At 72.5% G+C, this 15996-nt stretch carries 15 protein-coding genes; 5 read left to right on the top strand and 10 right to left on the bottom strand.

The features are described from left to right. Positions 1–342 precede the first annotated feature (342 nt). On the top strand, positions 343–1008 hold the full coding sequence (locus tag DN051_RS28540; protein ID WP_112439774.1) for an RNA-binding S4 domain-containing protein: 666 nt from the start codon (positions 343–345) through the stop codon (positions 1006–1008). Between the two features lie 57 nt (positions 1009–1065). Here the strand turns inward: DN051_RS28540 and DN051_RS28535 are convergent, their stop codons facing one another. Both DN051_RS28535 and DN051_RS28530 read right to left on the bottom strand, forming a co-directional pair. After that, the gene (locus DN051_RS28535; protein WP_112442488.1) at positions 1066–1551 is read right to left on the bottom strand and encodes a DoxX family protein; all 486 of its coding nucleotides are present in this window, start codon (positions 1549–1551) and stop codon (positions 1066–1068) included. A gap of 143 nt (positions 1552–1694) precedes the next feature. Then, positions 1695–2375 carry a class I SAM-dependent methyltransferase gene (locus tag DN051_RS28530; RefSeq protein WP_112442486.1) on the bottom strand — a complete coding sequence of 227 codons (681 nt, stop codon included), beginning with the start codon at positions 2373–2375 and terminating at the stop codon, positions 1695–1697. 228 nt (positions 2376–2603) lie between these two features. On the opposite strand from DN051_RS28530, the gene DN051_RS28525 reads away from it, so the two are divergent. Further along, on the top strand, positions 2604–2870 hold the full coding sequence (locus DN051_RS28525; RefSeq protein WP_053763220.1) for a DUF6343 family protein: 267 nt from the start codon (positions 2604–2606) through the stop codon (positions 2868–2870). Positions 2871–2903: 33 nt separating this feature from the next. Here DN051_RS28525 and DN051_RS28520 read toward each other — a convergent pair whose 3' ends face one another. The 4 genes from DN051_RS28520 to rpsA form a co-directional block, all read right to left on the bottom strand. After that, positions 2904–3284, bottom strand: a complete 381-nt coding sequence (locus tag DN051_RS28520) for a tetratricopeptide repeat protein (protein ID WP_053763221.1) — start codon at positions 3282–3284, stop codon at positions 2904–2906. Between the two features lie 50 nt (positions 3285–3334). Further along, positions 3335–3955 carry a dephospho-CoA kinase gene (gene coaE / locus DN051_RS28515; RefSeq protein WP_112439773.1) on the bottom strand — a complete coding sequence of 207 codons (621 nt, stop codon included), beginning with the start codon at positions 3953–3955 and terminating at the stop codon, positions 3335–3337. 90 nt (positions 3956–4045) lie between these two features. Next, complete coding sequence (locus DN051_RS28510) at positions 4046–4984, bottom strand: PAC2 family protein (RefSeq protein WP_053763223.1); 939 nt, start codon at positions 4982–4984, stop codon at positions 4046–4048. A 488-nt stretch (positions 4985–5472) separates the two neighbouring features. Further along, positions 5473–6963: a 30S ribosomal protein S1 gene (gene rpsA / locus DN051_RS28505; protein WP_053763224.1), complete on the bottom strand. Its 1491-nt coding sequence runs from the start codon at positions 6961–6963 to the stop codon at positions 5473–5475. 279 nt (positions 6964–7242) lie between these two features. Here rpsA and DN051_RS28500 point away from each other — a divergent pair, with 279 nt between their 5' ends. Then, positions 7243–8148 (top strand): class I SAM-dependent methyltransferase, encoded by a 906-nt coding sequence (locus tag DN051_RS28500; protein WP_234389069.1) that lies wholly within the window; start codon positions 7243–7245, stop codon positions 8146–8148. 219 nt (positions 8149–8367) lie between these two features. Then, positions 8368–11094 (top strand): ATP-dependent helicase C-terminal domain-containing protein, encoded by a 2727-nt coding sequence (locus DN051_RS28495; RefSeq protein ID WP_112439772.1) that lies wholly within the window; start codon positions 8368–8370, stop codon positions 11092–11094. Here DN051_RS28495 and pgfA read toward each other — a convergent pair. The 3 genes from pgfA to DN051_RS28480 form a co-directional block, all read right to left on the bottom strand. Next, positions 11084–12076, bottom strand: a complete 993-nt coding sequence (pgfA, locus tag DN051_RS28490) for a cell envelope lipid trafficking protein PgfA (RefSeq protein ID WP_112439771.1) — start codon at positions 12074–12076, stop codon at positions 11084–11086. The genes DN051_RS28495 and pgfA overlap by 11 nt on opposite strands. Positions 12077–12097: 21 nt before the next feature. Next, entirely contained in the window at positions 12098–12232 is a 135-nt protein-coding gene (locus DN051_RS28485; RefSeq protein ID WP_112439770.1) for an SPW_0924 family protein, read from the bottom strand. Positions 12233–12380: 148 nt separating this feature from the next. Next, positions 12381–14105 (bottom strand): lytic transglycosylase domain-containing protein, encoded by a 1725-nt coding sequence (locus DN051_RS28480; protein WP_112439769.1) that lies wholly within the window; start codon positions 14103–14105, stop codon positions 12381–12383. Between the two features lie 281 nt (positions 14106–14386). On the opposite strand from DN051_RS28480, the gene DN051_RS28475 reads away from it, so the two are divergent. Beyond that, complete coding sequence (locus DN051_RS28475) at positions 14387–15229, top strand: DUF4184 family protein (protein ID WP_112439768.1); 843 nt, start codon at positions 14387–14389, stop codon at positions 15227–15229. A gap of 249 nt (positions 15230–15478) precedes the next feature. Here the strand turns inward: DN051_RS28475 and DN051_RS28470 are convergent, their stop codons facing one another. Further along, complete coding sequence (locus DN051_RS28470; RefSeq protein WP_112439767.1) at positions 15479–15847, bottom strand: hypothetical protein; 369 nt, start codon at positions 15845–15847, stop codon at positions 15479–15481. Positions 15848–15996 lie beyond the last annotated feature (149 nt).

Genomic DNA, 15996 nt, shown 5'->3' with positions numbered 1-15996 from the left:
TTGACGGCTCGGGCGGCTTCAGCCGTTCCGGCGATTCCGGTAGTTCCGGTAGTTCCGATGGTTCCCCTGGATCCGGTGATTCCGGAGGCAGGGGATCCGGTGGCTGACGCGGACGCCGACGCGGGCGCGGGCTCCTGTGCCGCCACCGGGCTCGGGGCCATGAGCAGCGCGGCGGCCGACAGGACTGGGACGACTGATCGACGCACGGTCACCATCCGGGAGGCTGGGTTGTCATGGCGGCGTCATCATGGTGGATGGCACGACATTGGTCCAGACGTAGGTGCTCGGCCCCGGCCACAAAAGCAGGCGGCTACGGCCGACCGGGGGGATTAAGGTCGAGACATGGCTGCGGAGCGAACGGGTACGAACAGCGGCGGCGAGAGCCGGACGGGACGGAACGGCAGGGGCGCCACCGTCCCGGCCCCCGCGGGCGCCGCCGAGGAACCGCCCGCCACCGCGCCCGACGCCCGGGAGGACACCGGTGCGGCTTCCGGGGCCGAGCATGCGACGGTCCCCCCGAACGACGATGCCGCTCCGGCCGTCGACCCGAAGGTCGCCGCGGCCGTGGCCGCCGCGGAGGCGGCCGGGCCCGCGAACGGCGAGACCGTCCGCATCGACAGCTGGATCTGGTCGGTACGGCTGGTCAAGACCCGGTCGCAGGGCGCCACGGCCTGCAAGGGCGGCCACGTGCGCGTGAACGGCGAACGGGTCAAGCCGGCGCACTCCGTCCGCGTCGGTGACGAGGTACGCCTGCGGCAGGAGGGCCGGGAGCGGGTAGTCGTCGTCAAACGCCTGATCCGCAAGCGCGTCGGCGCCCCCGTGGCCGTCCAGTGCTACATCGACAACAGCCCGCCTCCGCCGCCCCGCGAGGCCGTCGCGCCCGCCGGGATCCGCGACCGGGGCGCCGGCCGGCCGACCAAGCGGGACCGCCGCGACCTGGAGCGCCTCCGGGCCCTGGGTAGCCTCCGTCCTTCGGGCGGCGCGAGCGGGCATCCTGACGGGCGCTGACCCGGACGGCGACGCGCTCTCCGGCGCTCACCGGCTCAGATCTGCCGACCCCACCCCTCATCCCCGTCGACGCACGACGCGCAGCAACTGCTTGTTCTGGCGTCGCCGTGCCCACGCGATCAAGGTGAGCGGCACGAGCAGGATCACGGGTGTCGCCGCTTGCTCGCCGTCGAAGACGGTGAGCTGGACGACGAACGCCCCCACCATCAGGCCGCTCAGCCCGATCGCCGCGGCGGACTGCACCAGCGGCAGCACCAGCCCAGCCGCTCCCGCCAGTTCGAGCGCCCCGACCGCGTACATCCCGGCACTGCCCCAGCCCATCTCCTGGAAGATCTCGGCGGCCGACGAGTGCCCGATCAGCTTGGGGAACGCGCTGGCGAACGCGAAGAAGAGGGCGAGGACCACCTGGAGGGCACGCAGCGCGGCACGAGCCCGACGCCCCCGCGCGGTCTCGGACTCCGCGACAGACGTCCCGCGGGTGACGGCGGAGGCAGCGGACGTGGCGGAAGTGACGGGAGTGAAGGGAGCGGTGGGGTCGGGCATCGGGTTCTCCTGGGTGGCGTGGTCCGTGATGCTGTCACCCGGACAGACCCGCCCCCGCACGGGAACTCATCGCGAAACGGCGAGAATTCGCTGCCTGTTCGCCCCTCCTCATGCGCCGTGCACCCGCGACCCGGCCCCGGCGGTCAGCCGGCCGCGACCGCCCTCACCCATATCCGATCGTCCGTCAGATACTCGTCCACCCTCAGGCCCGCCTCCGCCAGTGCGTCCTCGAACTCCTCCTTCGTCAGGGGCCGGGCGCGGAACGTCTGAGTCCATGTCGCGTCCGGGAACTCGTACTCCGCGCGGACCGTGTTCGTGCCGTCCCCGACCGGCTGCGACGAGACGATCCGCACGGTGAAGCCGGTCGGGTCGACCCGTTCGCGCGGTACGTCGGTGTGGTACTCCTCGCCCTCGCGCTGGATCAGTACGCAGCCGTCGTCGGCCAGGTGACGCACGCAGGTCCGCAGCAGGCCGCGCCGCACTTCCACGTCTCCGGCGTGCACGAGGAACGACGCGAGCAGGACCGCGTCGAACCTCTCGCCCAGGTCGAGCGTCTCGATCGGGCTGCATATCGTGCGGGCCCCGCGGACTCGTTCGAGCATCTCGGGCGACTCGTCCACCGCCGTGATCGCACAGCCGCGTTCCAGCAGCGGGTGTGTCATCCGGCCCACCCCGCAGCCCAGCTCCAGGATGTGCGCGCCGGCCGGGACGGCCCCCGCGATGATGTCCGGCTCGGTCCTGACGGGCAGCCGCGAGTAGAGCTCGACCGCGCAGCCGTCCGGGGTGATCGCCCCCGGACCCGTCCCCTGATGTCCTTCTCGCATCTTCGGCTCCATGCCCGTCCAACGGGCCGCGCCCGCACAGCCGTTCCCACCCGCGCCCGGTTCACCCGTTCGAGTGGCAGCCACCCTGGACAGGACCACGGGCTGCGGCCATGTCGCACCCGGGGGCCCGCGAGGAAGCGCCGGGTCCTTCCTGCGTGGACCGCGAAGCGGGAGCCGAGAGCGAGCGCCCGGGGCGAAGAGTAGGTTTCAAGTAGGAGTGATGATCCGATGCGTACGGGCAGTGAGCCGGCGACCGCGCGCAGTGCGCTGCGCATGCGCTTCTGGCTGAGTGTGTGGGGGCTGGTCTGGGCGATCTTCGGCACTGCCGCCTTCGCCCTGGTGGGCCGGCCCGGGTGGGCGATCGCGTGCGGGGTGCTCTGGCTGGTGATCACCATCGACCTGGCCGTGATCCTCAGGCACATCCGCCAGGGCCCGCACTACCAGCCCGGCCCGGACGTCCCGCCGTACCAGCCACCGGACCACCGCGTCCGGTAGCACCGCCGGCCCGACCGCCGCGCCGGGCGGCTGTCAGCTGTCGAAGCGGGCCGCTCTCAGATACTGCGGATTGGGGTCCAGCGCGGCGGCCAGACGGAAGTGCCGCATGGCCTGCTCGGGCCGTCCCTGGCGTTCGTAGGTGCGGGCGAGCGCGAAGTGGGCGAAGGCATTGTCCGGCTCGCGCTCCAGGACGATGGTGAACTCCAATTCCGCGGGCCGCAGTTGGGCGGCGGCGAAGAACGCCCGCGCGCGCAGCAGCCGCGCCGCGGTGTTCTCCGGATGCGCGGCGATGACTCCGTCGAGCAGCTTCACCGCACCCCGCGGGTCGCGCGCGGCGAGCAACTGCTCGGCGGCGCGGAAGTCGATGACGTCCGTCTCCGGTGTACGTCCGTTCGAACCGCTGGTCTCGGGCACCCCTGAGTCCTTCCCTCACTGACCGGGTTCAACGCCCCGTCGTGGGGCCGCTATTCCTGAGGCGGTTGCTGGGGCGCCTGCGCCCGCTGGACGAGATCGGCCCATACGTCCTTCACACGCCCCCGGAGCTCCGCCAGCGGCACGTCGTTGTCGATCACGATGTCCGCGATCTCCAGGCGCTGCGCGCGTGCGGCCTGGGCCGCCATACGCGCGCGTGCGTCCTCCTCGGTCATGCCCCGCAGCCGTACGAGACGGTCGAGCTGGGTCTCGGGGGTGGCGTCCACGACGACCACGACGTCGTACAGCGGCGCGAGTCCGTTCTCGGTGAGCAGCGGGACGTCGTGGACGACGACGGCGCCCTCGGCGGCCGCCGCCTCCAGTTCCCGGGAGCGGGCGCCGACCAGGGGGTGCACGATCGCGTTGAGGACGGCGAGTTTCTCCGGGTCCGAGAACACGACGGAGCCGAGCCTCGGCCGGTCCAGGCTTCCGTCCTCGGCGAGCACCTCGGGCCCGAACGCCTCGACGACCGCGGCCAGGCCGGGTGTGCCCGGCGCCACCACCTCACGGGCGAGGCGGTCCGCGTCGATCAGCACGGCCCCGCACTCCACGAGCAGCCGGGACACCTCGCTCTTGCCGGCGCCGATCCCGCCGGTCAGGCCCACCTTCAGCATGAGCCGAAGCTTAGGGCCTGCTCGGTGCGGCACCCAGCGGCCCCCGCTGCCACGGGGGTCGTCAGGCCTCGTCAGGTGTCGTAGGGCTGCTCAGTTGTCCCCTTCGCGCTCCGCCAGGAACCGCTCGAACTCCTGCCCGATCTCGTCCGCCGACGGGATCTCGACCGGTTCGGCGAGCATGTTGCCGCGGGTCTCGGCACCCGCCACCGCGTCGTACTGGTGCTCCAGGCCTTGGACCAGAGCGGTGAGCTCCTCGTCGCCCTCCTGGATCTGCCGGTCGATCTCGGTCTGCGTACGGTGGGCCTCCGTGCGCAGGGCGTGCGCGATGCCGGGCAGGACCAGTCCGGTGGCCGATGTGATGGCCTCCAGAGCCGTCAGCGCGGCGTCCGGGTAGGGGGATCGGGCGATGTAGTGCGGGACGTGCGCGGCGACGCCGAGGACGTCGTGGCCGGCCTTCATCAGGCGGTACTCCACCAGCGCCTCGGCGCTGCCGGGCACCTGTGCGTCGTCGAACGGGCTGTCGTGGCCGGGCACGAGGTCGGTGCGGTTGCCGTGCGGGGTCAGGCCCACGGGCCGGGTGTGCGGAACGCCCATGGGGATGCCGTTGAAGTTCACCGCGAGGCGCACGCCGAGGCGCTCCACGATCTGCTCCACCGCTGCGGCGAAGCGCTCCCACTCCACGTCCGGCTCCGGGCCGGAGAGCAGCAGGAAGGGCGCTCCGGTGGCGTCCTGGACCATGTGCACGGCCAGCGTGGGCTCGTCGTAGGACGCGAAGTGGTCACGCCGGAAGGTCAGCAGCGGACGGCGGGCGCGGTAGTCCACCAGTCGGTCGTGGTCGAACCGGGCGACGACCTGGTGGGGCAGCGAGTCGAGGAGCCGGTCGACGATCTGGTCGCCGGTCTCGCCCGCGTCGATGTATCCGTCGAAGTGGTAGAGCATGACAAGACCGGCCGACTCCTGGGCGAGCGCCATGTCGACGACGGCCAGGCCCTTCGGCTCCCACGTGTACAAACCCTGTGGATCAAGCACAGTGACCGCTCCTTCTCCTGTTCCTGCTGAACAACACAGGGCAGAGCAAGGGCATTCCCGCACCGGACCATGATCAGGCATCTGTCACGGCCGGGCCGGGTGCCGGCGCCGAGGTGTCACGGCACGTCAGTACGCGCGCGTGAAGGGCGGGTTGAGGGGATCTGCCGCTTGTGCCGGGGTTCGGCATCGGAAGAGGGAGGTGCCGGGAGGGGCCGGGGCCGGGAGGAGCCAGGGCCGGGCGGAGCTGGCGCTGGGAGGAGCCGGCGCCGGAAAAGTCGGGGCAGAGAGGCCAGGGGCGGTCCGCGCCGTCGCTGCACAGGCGAGGGTCGGCGGATCTTCCCGGACGTGGCCGTACGTACGCATTCCACTCCGATGTCCGCCGCACTCGCCGTACGCGCACAACGCACCGAGGGCCCGCATCCGGGAAGGATGCGGACCCTCGGTCAAAGGCCCAGCCTCAACGGCTGGAGCTGCTCCCTAGCGGGAGATCAGCTCTGGCCGCCGGCCAGCTTCTCGCGCAGCGCGGCGAGCGCCTCGTCCGAGGCCAGCGCGCCGGAGTTGTCCGGACCCTCGGAGGAGTACGAGCCGCCGGTCGCGGCCGGAGCCGCAGCCTCGCCGCCCTCGGCCGCGGCAGCGGCGTCGGCCTCGCGGGACTTGATGACCTGCTGCTGGTGCTGCTCGAAGCGGGTCTGCGCCTCGGCGTACTGGTGCTCCCACGCCTCGCGCTGGGTCTCGTAGCCCTCGAGCCAGTCGTTGGTCTCGGGGTCGAAGCCCTCGGGGTAGATGTAGTTGCCCTGGTCGTCGTAGGACGCGGCCATGCCGTACAGGGTCGGGTCGAACTCGACCGAGGCCGGGTCGGCACCGAAGGCCTCGTTGGCCTGCTTCAGCGAGAGGCTGATGCGACGGCGCTCGAGGTCGATGTCGATGACCTTGACGAAGATCTCGTCGTTGACCTGGACGACCTGCTCCGGGATCTCCACGTGGCGCTCGGCCAGCTCGGAGATGTGGACCAGACCCTCGATGCCCTCGTCCACGCGGACGAACGCACCGAACGGAACCAGCTTCGTGACCTTGCCGGGCACGACCTGGCCGATCTGGTGGGTGCGGGCGAACTGCTGCCACGGGTCTTCCTGGGTCGCCTTCAGCGACAGGGAGACACGCTCGCGGTCCATGTCGACGTCGAGGACCTCGACCGTGACCTCCTGGCCGACCTCGACAACCTCGGAGGGGTGGTCGATGTGCTTCCAGGAGAGCTCGGAGACGTGGACCAGTCCGTCGACGCCACCCAGGTCCACGAAGGCACCGAAGTTGACGATCGAGGAGACCACACCGGAACGGACCTGACCCTTCTGGAGGGTCGTGAGGAACGTCTGGCGGACCTCGGACTGGGTCTGCTCCAGCCAGGCACGGCGGGACAGGACCACGTTGTTGCGGTTCTTGTCCAGCTCGATGATCTTGGCCTCGAGCTCCTTGCCCACGTAGGGCTGGAGGTCGCGAACACGGCGCATCTCGACCAGGGAGGCCGGGAGGAAGCCGCGGAGGCCGATGTCGAGGATGAGACCACCCTTGACGACCTCGATGACGGTACCGGTGACGATCCCGTCCTCTTCCTTGATCTTCTCGATGGTGCCCCAGGCACGCTCGTACTGGGCGCGCTTCTTCGAGAGGATCAGGCGGCCTTCCTTGTCCTCCTTCTGGAGAACAAGGGCCTCGATCTCGTCACCGACGGCGACGACCTCGTTGGGGTCGACGTCGTGCTTGATGGAGAGCTCGCGGCTCGGGATAACGCCTTCGGTCTTGTAACCGATGTCGAGCAGGACCTCGTCCCGGTCGACCTTCACGATGACGCCGTCGACGATGTCGCCGTCGTTGAAGTACTTGATCGTCTCGTCGATCGCGGCGAGGAAGGCTTCCTCGTTACCGATGTCGTTGACCGCTACCTGCGGGGTGGTGGCGGTGGTCTCGGTGCTGCTCGTCATGTGGGAAAGGGCTCCGGTACGGACATTGAAGTCGTAGGTACTGCTTACGCCGGGAGCCCGTTTCGCTCTGCAGAAGCCGGACAGCCAAGGAAACGCCCCACCAGTCACTGGTGGTGGCGCCTCGAGAACCGAGGGGACATACAACAGATGCGAGCGCAGCCTGCTACGTCTGAGGTGCGCAGGCCCGCAGCGCAACTTGTAGCATACGGGGGCAGCCGGGCAGGGTCAATGCGCGAAGCCGCACACCCGGGGCGGATCGTCGCATACCCGACACAAAACATGTCGCTTCAGGCCACGCGCTCCTCGGCGCGCCCCTCCGGTGACACAGCCGGGACGGGCCGGAAGGAGGCCGAGATTAATACGAGGGAGCCGATCATCCAAGAGCCGGAAGCGTTCGAGCCGGAAGCCACCCGACGCCGGGCCGACGCCGCGGAGAGCGCCCGGGCCAACCGTGGCTGGTGGGACCGGAACGCGGACGAGTACCAGATCGAGCACGGCACGTTCCTCGGCGACGACCGCTTCGTCTGGGGGCCGGAGGGCCTCGACGAGGTGGAGGCGGAGCTGCTGGGCCCGCCGGCGGAGCTCAAGGGCAGGGCCGTGCTGGAGATCGGCGCCGGCGCGGCGCAGTGCGCGCGCTGGCTGGCCGCCCAGGGCGCCCGTCCGGTGGCCCTGGACCTCTCGCACCGCCAGCTCCAGCACGCGCTGCGGATCGGCGGATCGTTTCCACTCGTCTGCGCCGACGCCGCCGCGCTCCCCTTCGCGGACGGCTCCTTCGACCTGGCGTGCTCCGCGTACGGGGCGCTGCCGTTCGTGGCGGATCCGCGGCTGGTGCTGCGGGAGGTGCGCAGGGTGCTGCGGCCGGGCGGGCGGTTCGTGTTCTCGGTGACGCACCCGATCCGCTGGGCGTTCCCGGACGAGCCCGGCCCGGAGGGGCTCACGGTGTCGGCGTCCTACTTCGACCGCACGCCCTACGTCGAGCAGGACGAGACCGGCCGTGCGGTGTACGTCGAGCACCACAGGACCCTCGGAGACCGTGTCCGCGACATCGCGGCGTCCGGCTTCCGTCTGGTGGACCTGGTGGAGCCGGAGTGGCCGGCCTGGAACACCTCGGAGTGGGGCGGATGGTCACCGCTGCGCGGCGCTCTGATCCCCGGGACGGCGATCTTCGTCTGCGAGCGGGACTGACGCACACGCACGTGCGGGGGCTTTCGCGCACGTACGAGGGCTTCGTGGTGCGGGCGCTCGGTCGGAGCGTTCCGCGCCGGGCGGGACAGCGCAGGAAACGGAGACCCTGACCCATGCGCGCGTCGGGGCATGCCGGAGCGGTCCCGCGTACCGACGTGACCGGTCCTTACACACACGCGCGCGTGCGGGGGCCTTCCGGGGGCGTACGACACTGGGGGCGTGATCCGCCACGACGCCCTGGACGCGCTGCCCGTCCGCACCGCCCTGCCCGCCCTGCGCGAAGCCCTGGAGGGGCACGGCGCCGCCGTGCTCGTCGCACCACCCGGCACCGGTAAGACGACGCTGGTGCCGCCGACGCTCGCGGGCCTGCTCGGCGGCGGTCCGGCACGCCGGGTGGTGGTCGCCGAGCCGCGGCGGATCGCGGCGCGGGCGGCGGCGCGGCGGATGGCGTGGCTGCTGGGCGAGAAGGTCGGCGCGAGCGTCGGCTACACGGTCCGCGGCGAACGTGTCGTCGGGCGGCACACGCGCGTGGAGGTGGTCACGACCGGTGTGCTGCTCCAGCGGCTCCAGCGGGACCAGGAGCTGAGCGGCGTCGACGTGGTCGTGCTCGACGAGGTGCACGAGCGCCATCTGGACGCGGACACGGTGGCGGCGTTCCTGTGGGACGTACGGGAGGCACTGCGGCCCGAGCTGCGGCTGGTGGCCGCGTCGGCGACGACCGACGCCGACGGGTGGGCCCGGCTGCTGGGCGGGGCGCCGGTCGTGGCGGCGGAGGGCGTCGCGCATCCGGTGGAGGTGGTGTGGGCGCCGCCCGGGCGTCCCGTGCGGCCGCCGCACGGCATGCGGGTCGATCCCGCGCTGCTGACGCACGTGGCGTCGGTGGTGCGGCGCGCGCTGGCCGAGCGGTCCGGGGACGTGCTGTGTTTCCTGCCGGGTGTCGGGGAGATCGCCCGGGTCGCCGGGCAGCTGGACGGGCTGGGGGACGTCGAGGTGCTCCAGGTGCACGGGCGGGCTCCGGCGGCCGTGCAGGACGCGGTGCTGTCGCCCGGGACGCGGCGCCGGGTGGTGCTCTCGACAGCGGTGGCGGAGTCCTCGCTGACGGTGCCCGGGGTGCGGGTGGTCGTCGACTCGGGACTCGCTCGGGAGCCGCGGGTGGATCACGCGCGCGGGCTGAGCGCGTTGACGACGACACGGGCGTCGCAGGCGTCGGGACGGCAGCGGTCGGGACGCGCCGGACGCGAGGCGCCGGGCGTGGTGTACCGGTGCTGGACGGAGGCCGAGGACACCCGCCTGCCGCGTTTTCCGGCGCCGGAGATCCAGCTGGCCGACCTGACGGCGTTCGCGCTCCAGGCGGCGTGCTGGGGCGATCCCGACGCTTCCGGACTGGCGCTGCTGGATCCCCCGCCGGCCGGGGCGATGGCCGCCGCGCGGACCGTGCTGGCGGCGGTGGGGGCGGTCGACGCCACTGGGCGGGCCACGGAGCGCGGGGTACGGCTGGCCCGGCTGGGCGTGCACCCCCGGTTGGGCCGGGCGCTGCTCGACGCGGCGCCCGTCGTCGGCACCGAGCTGGCCGCGGAGGTCGTCGCCCTGCTGAGCGAGGAGGCGCCGCGGGAGTACGGGGACGACCTCGCCGCCGCCCTGCGCACGGCCCGGCGCGGCAACGACGCCGCCGCGCGGCGCTGGCAGGCGGAGGTCCGGCGGCTGCGCACGCGGCTGCGGGGCGACGCCGACGCGGCGCCCGGTGGCATCACCTCCGGCGCGGCGCACGTCGGCCGACCGGGTGCGGCGGCCGGAGAAACCTCCCCCGGTGGTACGGCAACGCACCCCGGGGCGGCGAGCGCGGCCAACGGCCCAGCCTCCCCCAGCGGCGCGGCCGCACGCTCCGGGCGGACGGCCGGAGCAGCGACCCCGAGCGGTGCAGCCGCACACCCCGGACGACCGGGCGCGGCGGACGGAGCAGGTTCCTTCCTCGGTACGGACCGGGCGGCCGGGCTGGTCGCCGCACTCGCCTTCCCCGAGCGGGTGGCGCGGGCCGACGCGGGCACCTACCTCATGGTCTCCGGGACACGGGCCGAGCTCGGGGACGGATCCGCGCTGCGCGGCGCCGCGTGGCTGGCCGTCGCGGTCGCCGACCGCCCCGTGGGCAAGGGGCACGCGCGCGTACGGCTCGCCGCCGAGGTCGACGAGGGGGTGGCCCGGCTGGCGGCGGGGGCCCTGCGCTTCGAGGGCCGGGAGGTCCACTGGGCGGACGGGGACGTCGTCGCGCGGCGGGTGGAGCGGCTCGGGGCCGTGGAGCTGGCGGTGCGCCCGCTCAGGGAGGCCGGCGCCGGACCGGTGCGCGAGGCGCTGCTCGAAGGGCTGCGGCGGGAGGGCTTCGGACTGCTGCGGTGGTCGCGGGACGCGGACGTGCTGCGGCAGCGGCTGGCCTTTCTGCGTCTGCACCTGGGCGAGCCGTGGCCGGACGTCGCCGACGAGGCGCTGCACGCGCGCGTGGACGAATGGCTGGAGCCGGAGCTCGGCCGGGCCCGACGGCGCGCCGATCTCGCGCGGATCGACGCCGGGACCGCGCTCGCCCGGCTGCTTCCGTGGGCCTCCGGGGACGCGGCGCGGCTGGACGCGCTGGCGCCGGAGCGGATCACCGTGCCGAGCGGGTCCGCGATCCGGATCGACTACGCGGATCCGGAGCGGCCCGTACTGGCCGTGAAGTTGCAGGAGATGTTCGGGCTGGAGGAGTCGCCCCGTGTCGCCGGGGTGCCGCTGCTCGTGCATCTGCTGTCCCCCGCCGGGCGTCCGGCGGCGGTCACCGCCGATCTGGCGTCGTTCTGGCGGGACGGCTACAAGGGGGTCCGGGGGGAGCTGCGCGGCCGGTATCCGAAGCATCCTTGGCCCGAGGATCCCGCGTCGGCCGAGCCGACGCGGCACACCAACGCGCGGCTCAGGCGGTGACCGGCTCGGGTTCTAAGGCCGTGTCGGGGGCGGGGTCGCCGGGGCGGCGGCCGCGCGCCTCCAGGTAGAGGGAGAGGGACAGGAGCAGGCCGGCGAGGAACAGGAAGCCCCACGGCAGGTACGAGGTCATCAGCAGGACGACGGTGCGGTTCGACTTCACCAGGTCGACGGTGTCCTTGATGTAGTCCTCACGCATTTTCACGTGGCCGGAGAACGCGGTGACCTTGTCGCGGCCGCCGAGCAGGGTGCCGCCGCGCAGCTCCTCCTTGTGGATCTCCTCGCCGTAGACGGGTGCGCCGGTGAGCGGTTCGACCCAGAACTTGCGGACCGTGGTGTACCAGCGTGTGGTGCCGGTCTCGGCGACGGACTCCGGGGTGATGCCCTCGACGGGCAGGGTCTTGGGGAACTCGACCTGCGTCCAGGGGATGGTCTGCTCGAAGTAGTACACCTCGACGCCGCGGAAGTCCTGGGTGCCCTTGTAGTGGATGGGCGCGGTGACACGGGCCTGCGCGTCGAAGTACTGGTAGGCCCGCTTCTCGGTCAGGAAGGGCCATTTGAACTCGATGCCCTCGCGGCGCACGGGGTCGCCGTCGACCATCTCGCCGGTGGCGTGCACGGGTTCCTGGGTGTGGGCGTCGAAGATGTACCGTTCCGGGACTTTCGACACCATCTTGCCGTCGGGCCCCTCGATGTAGGACAGGCCGTCCCAGACGACGACGTCGCGGCCCGCTGTCCGCTCGATCCGCTCGGAGGCCTCCACGTTGCCCTTGAGGGTCTGCACGATGGTCACCTTGTCGACCTTGCGGGCGGTCATGGTGCCGTAGTCGAGCAGGGTGGCGTCCCTGGCCTCCAGCACCATCTCCTGGTACTGGTTCGGCGGGATCTTGGCGAGGCGCGGGAAGGCGTACCAGCGCAGCAGTGGGGACAGCGCCGCGAAGAACACGGCGAGGGCGAGCAGGATCAGGCCGGCCTTGCGACGCATCTCGGCCTCCCTCCCGGGTGGTTACGGGTGCGCGGGCACCGTGGTGAGCAGCGGCTTCGGGGAGGTCCCGCCCGACGGCGATCCGAGTGCCGTGATCGTCAGGACCAGGGCGAACGCCAGGACGAGACCGGTCGCGGCGGCGATCAGGGCGCGCATACGGCCTCCCGGGGCGTCGAAGCGGACGAGACCTGATACATCGTCAGGTCCGGCACCGTAGCAACGCGCGCGCGAGATGAGAACACGTCGCGCACATGACGAGGGCGCCCCGCCGCCGAAGCGGAGGGGCGCCCTGGTGTCCGTGCGGCTACGCCGAGGGGGACGGCGAGGCCGGCGTGTCCGGCGACGGGCTCGGCGAGGCCGGCTCCGTCACCGTCAGTTCGACGGTCAGCACCGCGCCGCCGGTGGTGGTCAGGCGCAGCAGGTAGGTGCCGGCGGTGTCGTCCGCGTAGAGCTTCGGCAGCGTCAGCAGACCGTCGGCGTCGGTCTTCAGATCCGTCAGGGTGCGTACGGCCTTGCCGTCCGCGTCCTTGAAGTACGGGCCCTTGTCGTTCGCCGTCGGGTCGTCCGCCGACTTGATCAGTGTCGCGGTGGCCGCCACCCCGTCCGCGACGGCGCCCTTGTACGTCGCCTTCACCTGGACCTGGTTCTCGAACTCACCGCCGGCGGGGCAGGTGAGCGCGGCGTCGCCGGTGCGGGCGAGGCTGTCGGCGGCGCGGGGGGTCACGGACGCGGAGTAGGCGACGCCGGGGATCGTACGGCCCACGACGGTGGCCCGGACCGTGAAGTCACCCGTCGCGTCACCTGCTTGCAGCGCCGGCGCGACGGCCACGCCGGAGGTGCCGGTGACGATCACGGCGACCTTCTCGCCGCCGTTGAAGGTGGTGTCCGTGACGCCGACGATCGTGAACCGGATCCGCACCTTGCCGACGCCCTTGCCGGCCTCGGTCTCGGCGCGGGCGCTGATCCGCTCGCCGAACGCCTCCCCCGCCATCGCGGTGAGTTCGGCGCTGCCCGCGTGCTCCAGGTGGTCCACCGTGTCGGTGGGGGTCTGCGGCGGGGTCGGCGGCTTCGGGGGCGGGGTGGTGGGGCCGCCGCTGCCCGGCTCCTCGGGCTCCGGGGGCTTGGTGCCGCCTCCCGGAACCTGCGCGGGCGGCGTGGACGGGCTCGTACCGCCGGGCGGGTCGTCGCGGTTGTCGCTGCGGTTGTCGGGCAGGTCGCCGGTGCCGTCCGGGACCTCGTGCGTACCCTTGCGGTAGTAGTCCAGCCACGACAGGACCGTGTTCAGGTACTCCGTCGAGTTGTTGTAGCTGAGGATCGCGCGGTCGAGGTCGTTCCGGTCGGACAGGTCCCAGCCGAACCGGCACAGGTAGTGGCCGGCCGCGAGCGCGGCGTCGTAGACGTTGTTGGGGTCCTTGCGGCCGTCGCCGTTGCCGTCCCGGCCCGCCCAGGCCCAGGTCGACGGGATGAACTGCATGGGGCCCACGGCGCGGTCGTACCTGGCGTCGCCGTCGTAGGCGCCGTTGTCGGTGTCGCTGATGTTCGCGAAGCCGTTGCCGTTGAGCTGGGGGCCGAGGATCCGGCCGATCGTGGTGCCGTTCGCGTCGACCTTGCCGCCGCGCGCCTGACCCGACTCGACCTTGCCGATCGCGGCGAGCAGTTGCCAGGGCAGGTTGCAGCCGGGCTTGGCGGAGCGCAGTTCGGCCGCGGCCTGCTTGTAGGCGTCGAGGACGGTCGCGGGTATGCCCGCGGCGGAGTCGCCGGAGACGTCCGTAGCACCCGCAGGGTCGGCGCTGGTCGAGGGAGTGGGGCTCTCCAGCGGCGGCAGGTCCGTGTAGTACGGCGAGTTGCCGGTCGCACTGTCCTCGGCGGGCCCGTCGGCCGACGGCTGCGTACCGGTGGTGGACTGTCTGCCGGAGTCGTCGGTCACCAGTCCGGGCCCCTGGGACGCGGCCAGCGCCGCGACCGCCACCGCGGCCACGGTGGTGTTCATCGCCCCCTTGCGCAGCCTCCTGCCGAATTGCGCCGCCATCTGGTGAACCCCTCCCATGGGCGTCCGGGCGCCCGCCACTGTCTGCCGAGTCCGCGATGTCCTGTTCGCGGCGTACCGATCGTGTTGCCCCACCCGGCGTTGCCCGCCGGGCGGTACGACGCGTTCCCCCAACACGTCAGCCCAGGCGACCCTACGACAACTTGCTTCGCGCGGGCACCGGTTCGCGCCCGATTTTCACCGCTTGGACACGCGCCGTTGGCCCTCGGGCAGTGTCCCGGGTCACCCATACTTGACCCCGACATCCGCCATGGGGAGTGCCGTTGCCGTTCACCTTGAGTCATGCGGCAGCCGTGCTGCCCGCCGTACGCACCGACGGCACCGGCCGGGGGGCACTGGTGCCGTCCGCCCTCATAGCGGGTTCTTTCGCACCCGACATGACCTACTACGCGGCAAGTGTCCTGTCCGGTGCGATGGAGTTCGGTGAGGTGACGCACTCCTTCGCGGGCGTGTTCACCGTCGACGTGCTGGTCGCCTGGGCGCTGGTGGGGCTGTGGCTGCTGGTCCGCGCGCCGCTGGTGGCGCTGCTGCCGCGGGGGTGGCAGCCGCGGGTGGCCACGCTCGTGCGCTGCGGGGCGGCACGCGCGCGCGTACGGCCGGTTTTCGCGGCGCGCTGGTACGTGTCCGCGGCGCTCGGCTCCCTCACCCATGTCGTGTGGGACGCGTTCACACATCTCGACCGGTGGGGCATGCGGCTGTTTCCCGTCCTGGGGCAGGAGGTGGCGGGGTCACCGCTGTACTGGTACCTGCAATACGGCGGTTCCGCCGTGGCCGCCGTGGTGATCACCCTGTTCCTCGTGCACGCGCTGCGCCACACCCCCGCCGTCGAGCCGGTGGGCGTACCCGTCCTGTCCCGCCGGGACCGGTGCTGGGCCGCCGCCGTGATCGGCGGCTGTGCGCTGGCCGCCGCGGTGCACCGGGCGACGCGGTGGTGGGCGTACTGGGGGTCCTCGGCCAAGCCCTGGGAACTGATCCCGACCGTGTGCTTCGGCGCCGGCGCCGGCCTGGTCGTGGGCGTACTGCTCTACGCCGTGGCCCTCACGCTCCGACGCCGGCCCGAACCCGCCGCCCACCCACCGGAGCCGGTCGCCGGGAAGCAGCGGTGACTGCTGGGTTCCGACGGCTGTGAGTGGGGTTGTCGGTCCCCGTTCTGTCGGTCCCCGTTCGCGGGTGAGGGGCGTGGTGAGCGGGCGGGTGTGGGGCGGTACGCGGGGGTGCGTGTCGGGTGAGCGACACGGGTCCGGGGTGGGGCGACGCCGTGGTGCATGTGAGGTGACCTGCGCGGACGTACGAGGCCGATGTGCGCCGCCGCGCGTCTCGGGGCGGGCGGCCGTACGGCGCGTCGGCCCGCGGCACTAGCGGTTCGGGAGCCGGCAGGGAGTGGGACCGGAGCCGTCCGGCGGCTTGACGGCCGGTCTCTCGGGGAGCGTCGCGACGAAGACGGTCAGGGTGTGCGCGGGGCGCGCAGGCTTGGGCAGCAGCGAGCGGCAGAAAGCCAGGGAATTGCGGGCCAGATCGGCCCCCAGGCGCCAGACGGCGGTGTCGCGAGGGCGCCTGGCGACGGGTTTCCGGAACTCCCGTTCGGCGAGACGGCGGCGCGCGTCCGCGACGGTGTGACGCACGGCCGTCACGGGGCCGGTGGGGATGCGGGCGGTGCTTGCGCCGACGGCGTGCGTCGGGGCCGGAGGGTCGGACCTCCGGCGGTTGAGCATGCGTATACCCATGGCGGCATCTTGACGGGCGGTGGGGGCCGGGGGCTTTTCCGCGGGGGCCACGCGAGTGACGGTCACCGGCCGGAGTGAGGCGCGGCGTACCTGGTACGGCCGCCACGGGCCACCGGCCCGGTTCCGGCCCCCGACCCCTCCACAGCCAG

It is taken from the genome of Streptomyces cadmiisoli, assembly GCF_003261055.1.
Lineage (GTDB): Bacteria > Actinomycetota > Actinomycetes > Streptomycetales > Streptomycetaceae > Streptomyces > Streptomyces cadmiisoli.
The sequence above is the reverse complement of the archived record's forward strand: the minus strand, read 5'-3'. Positions and strand labels throughout refer to the sequence as shown.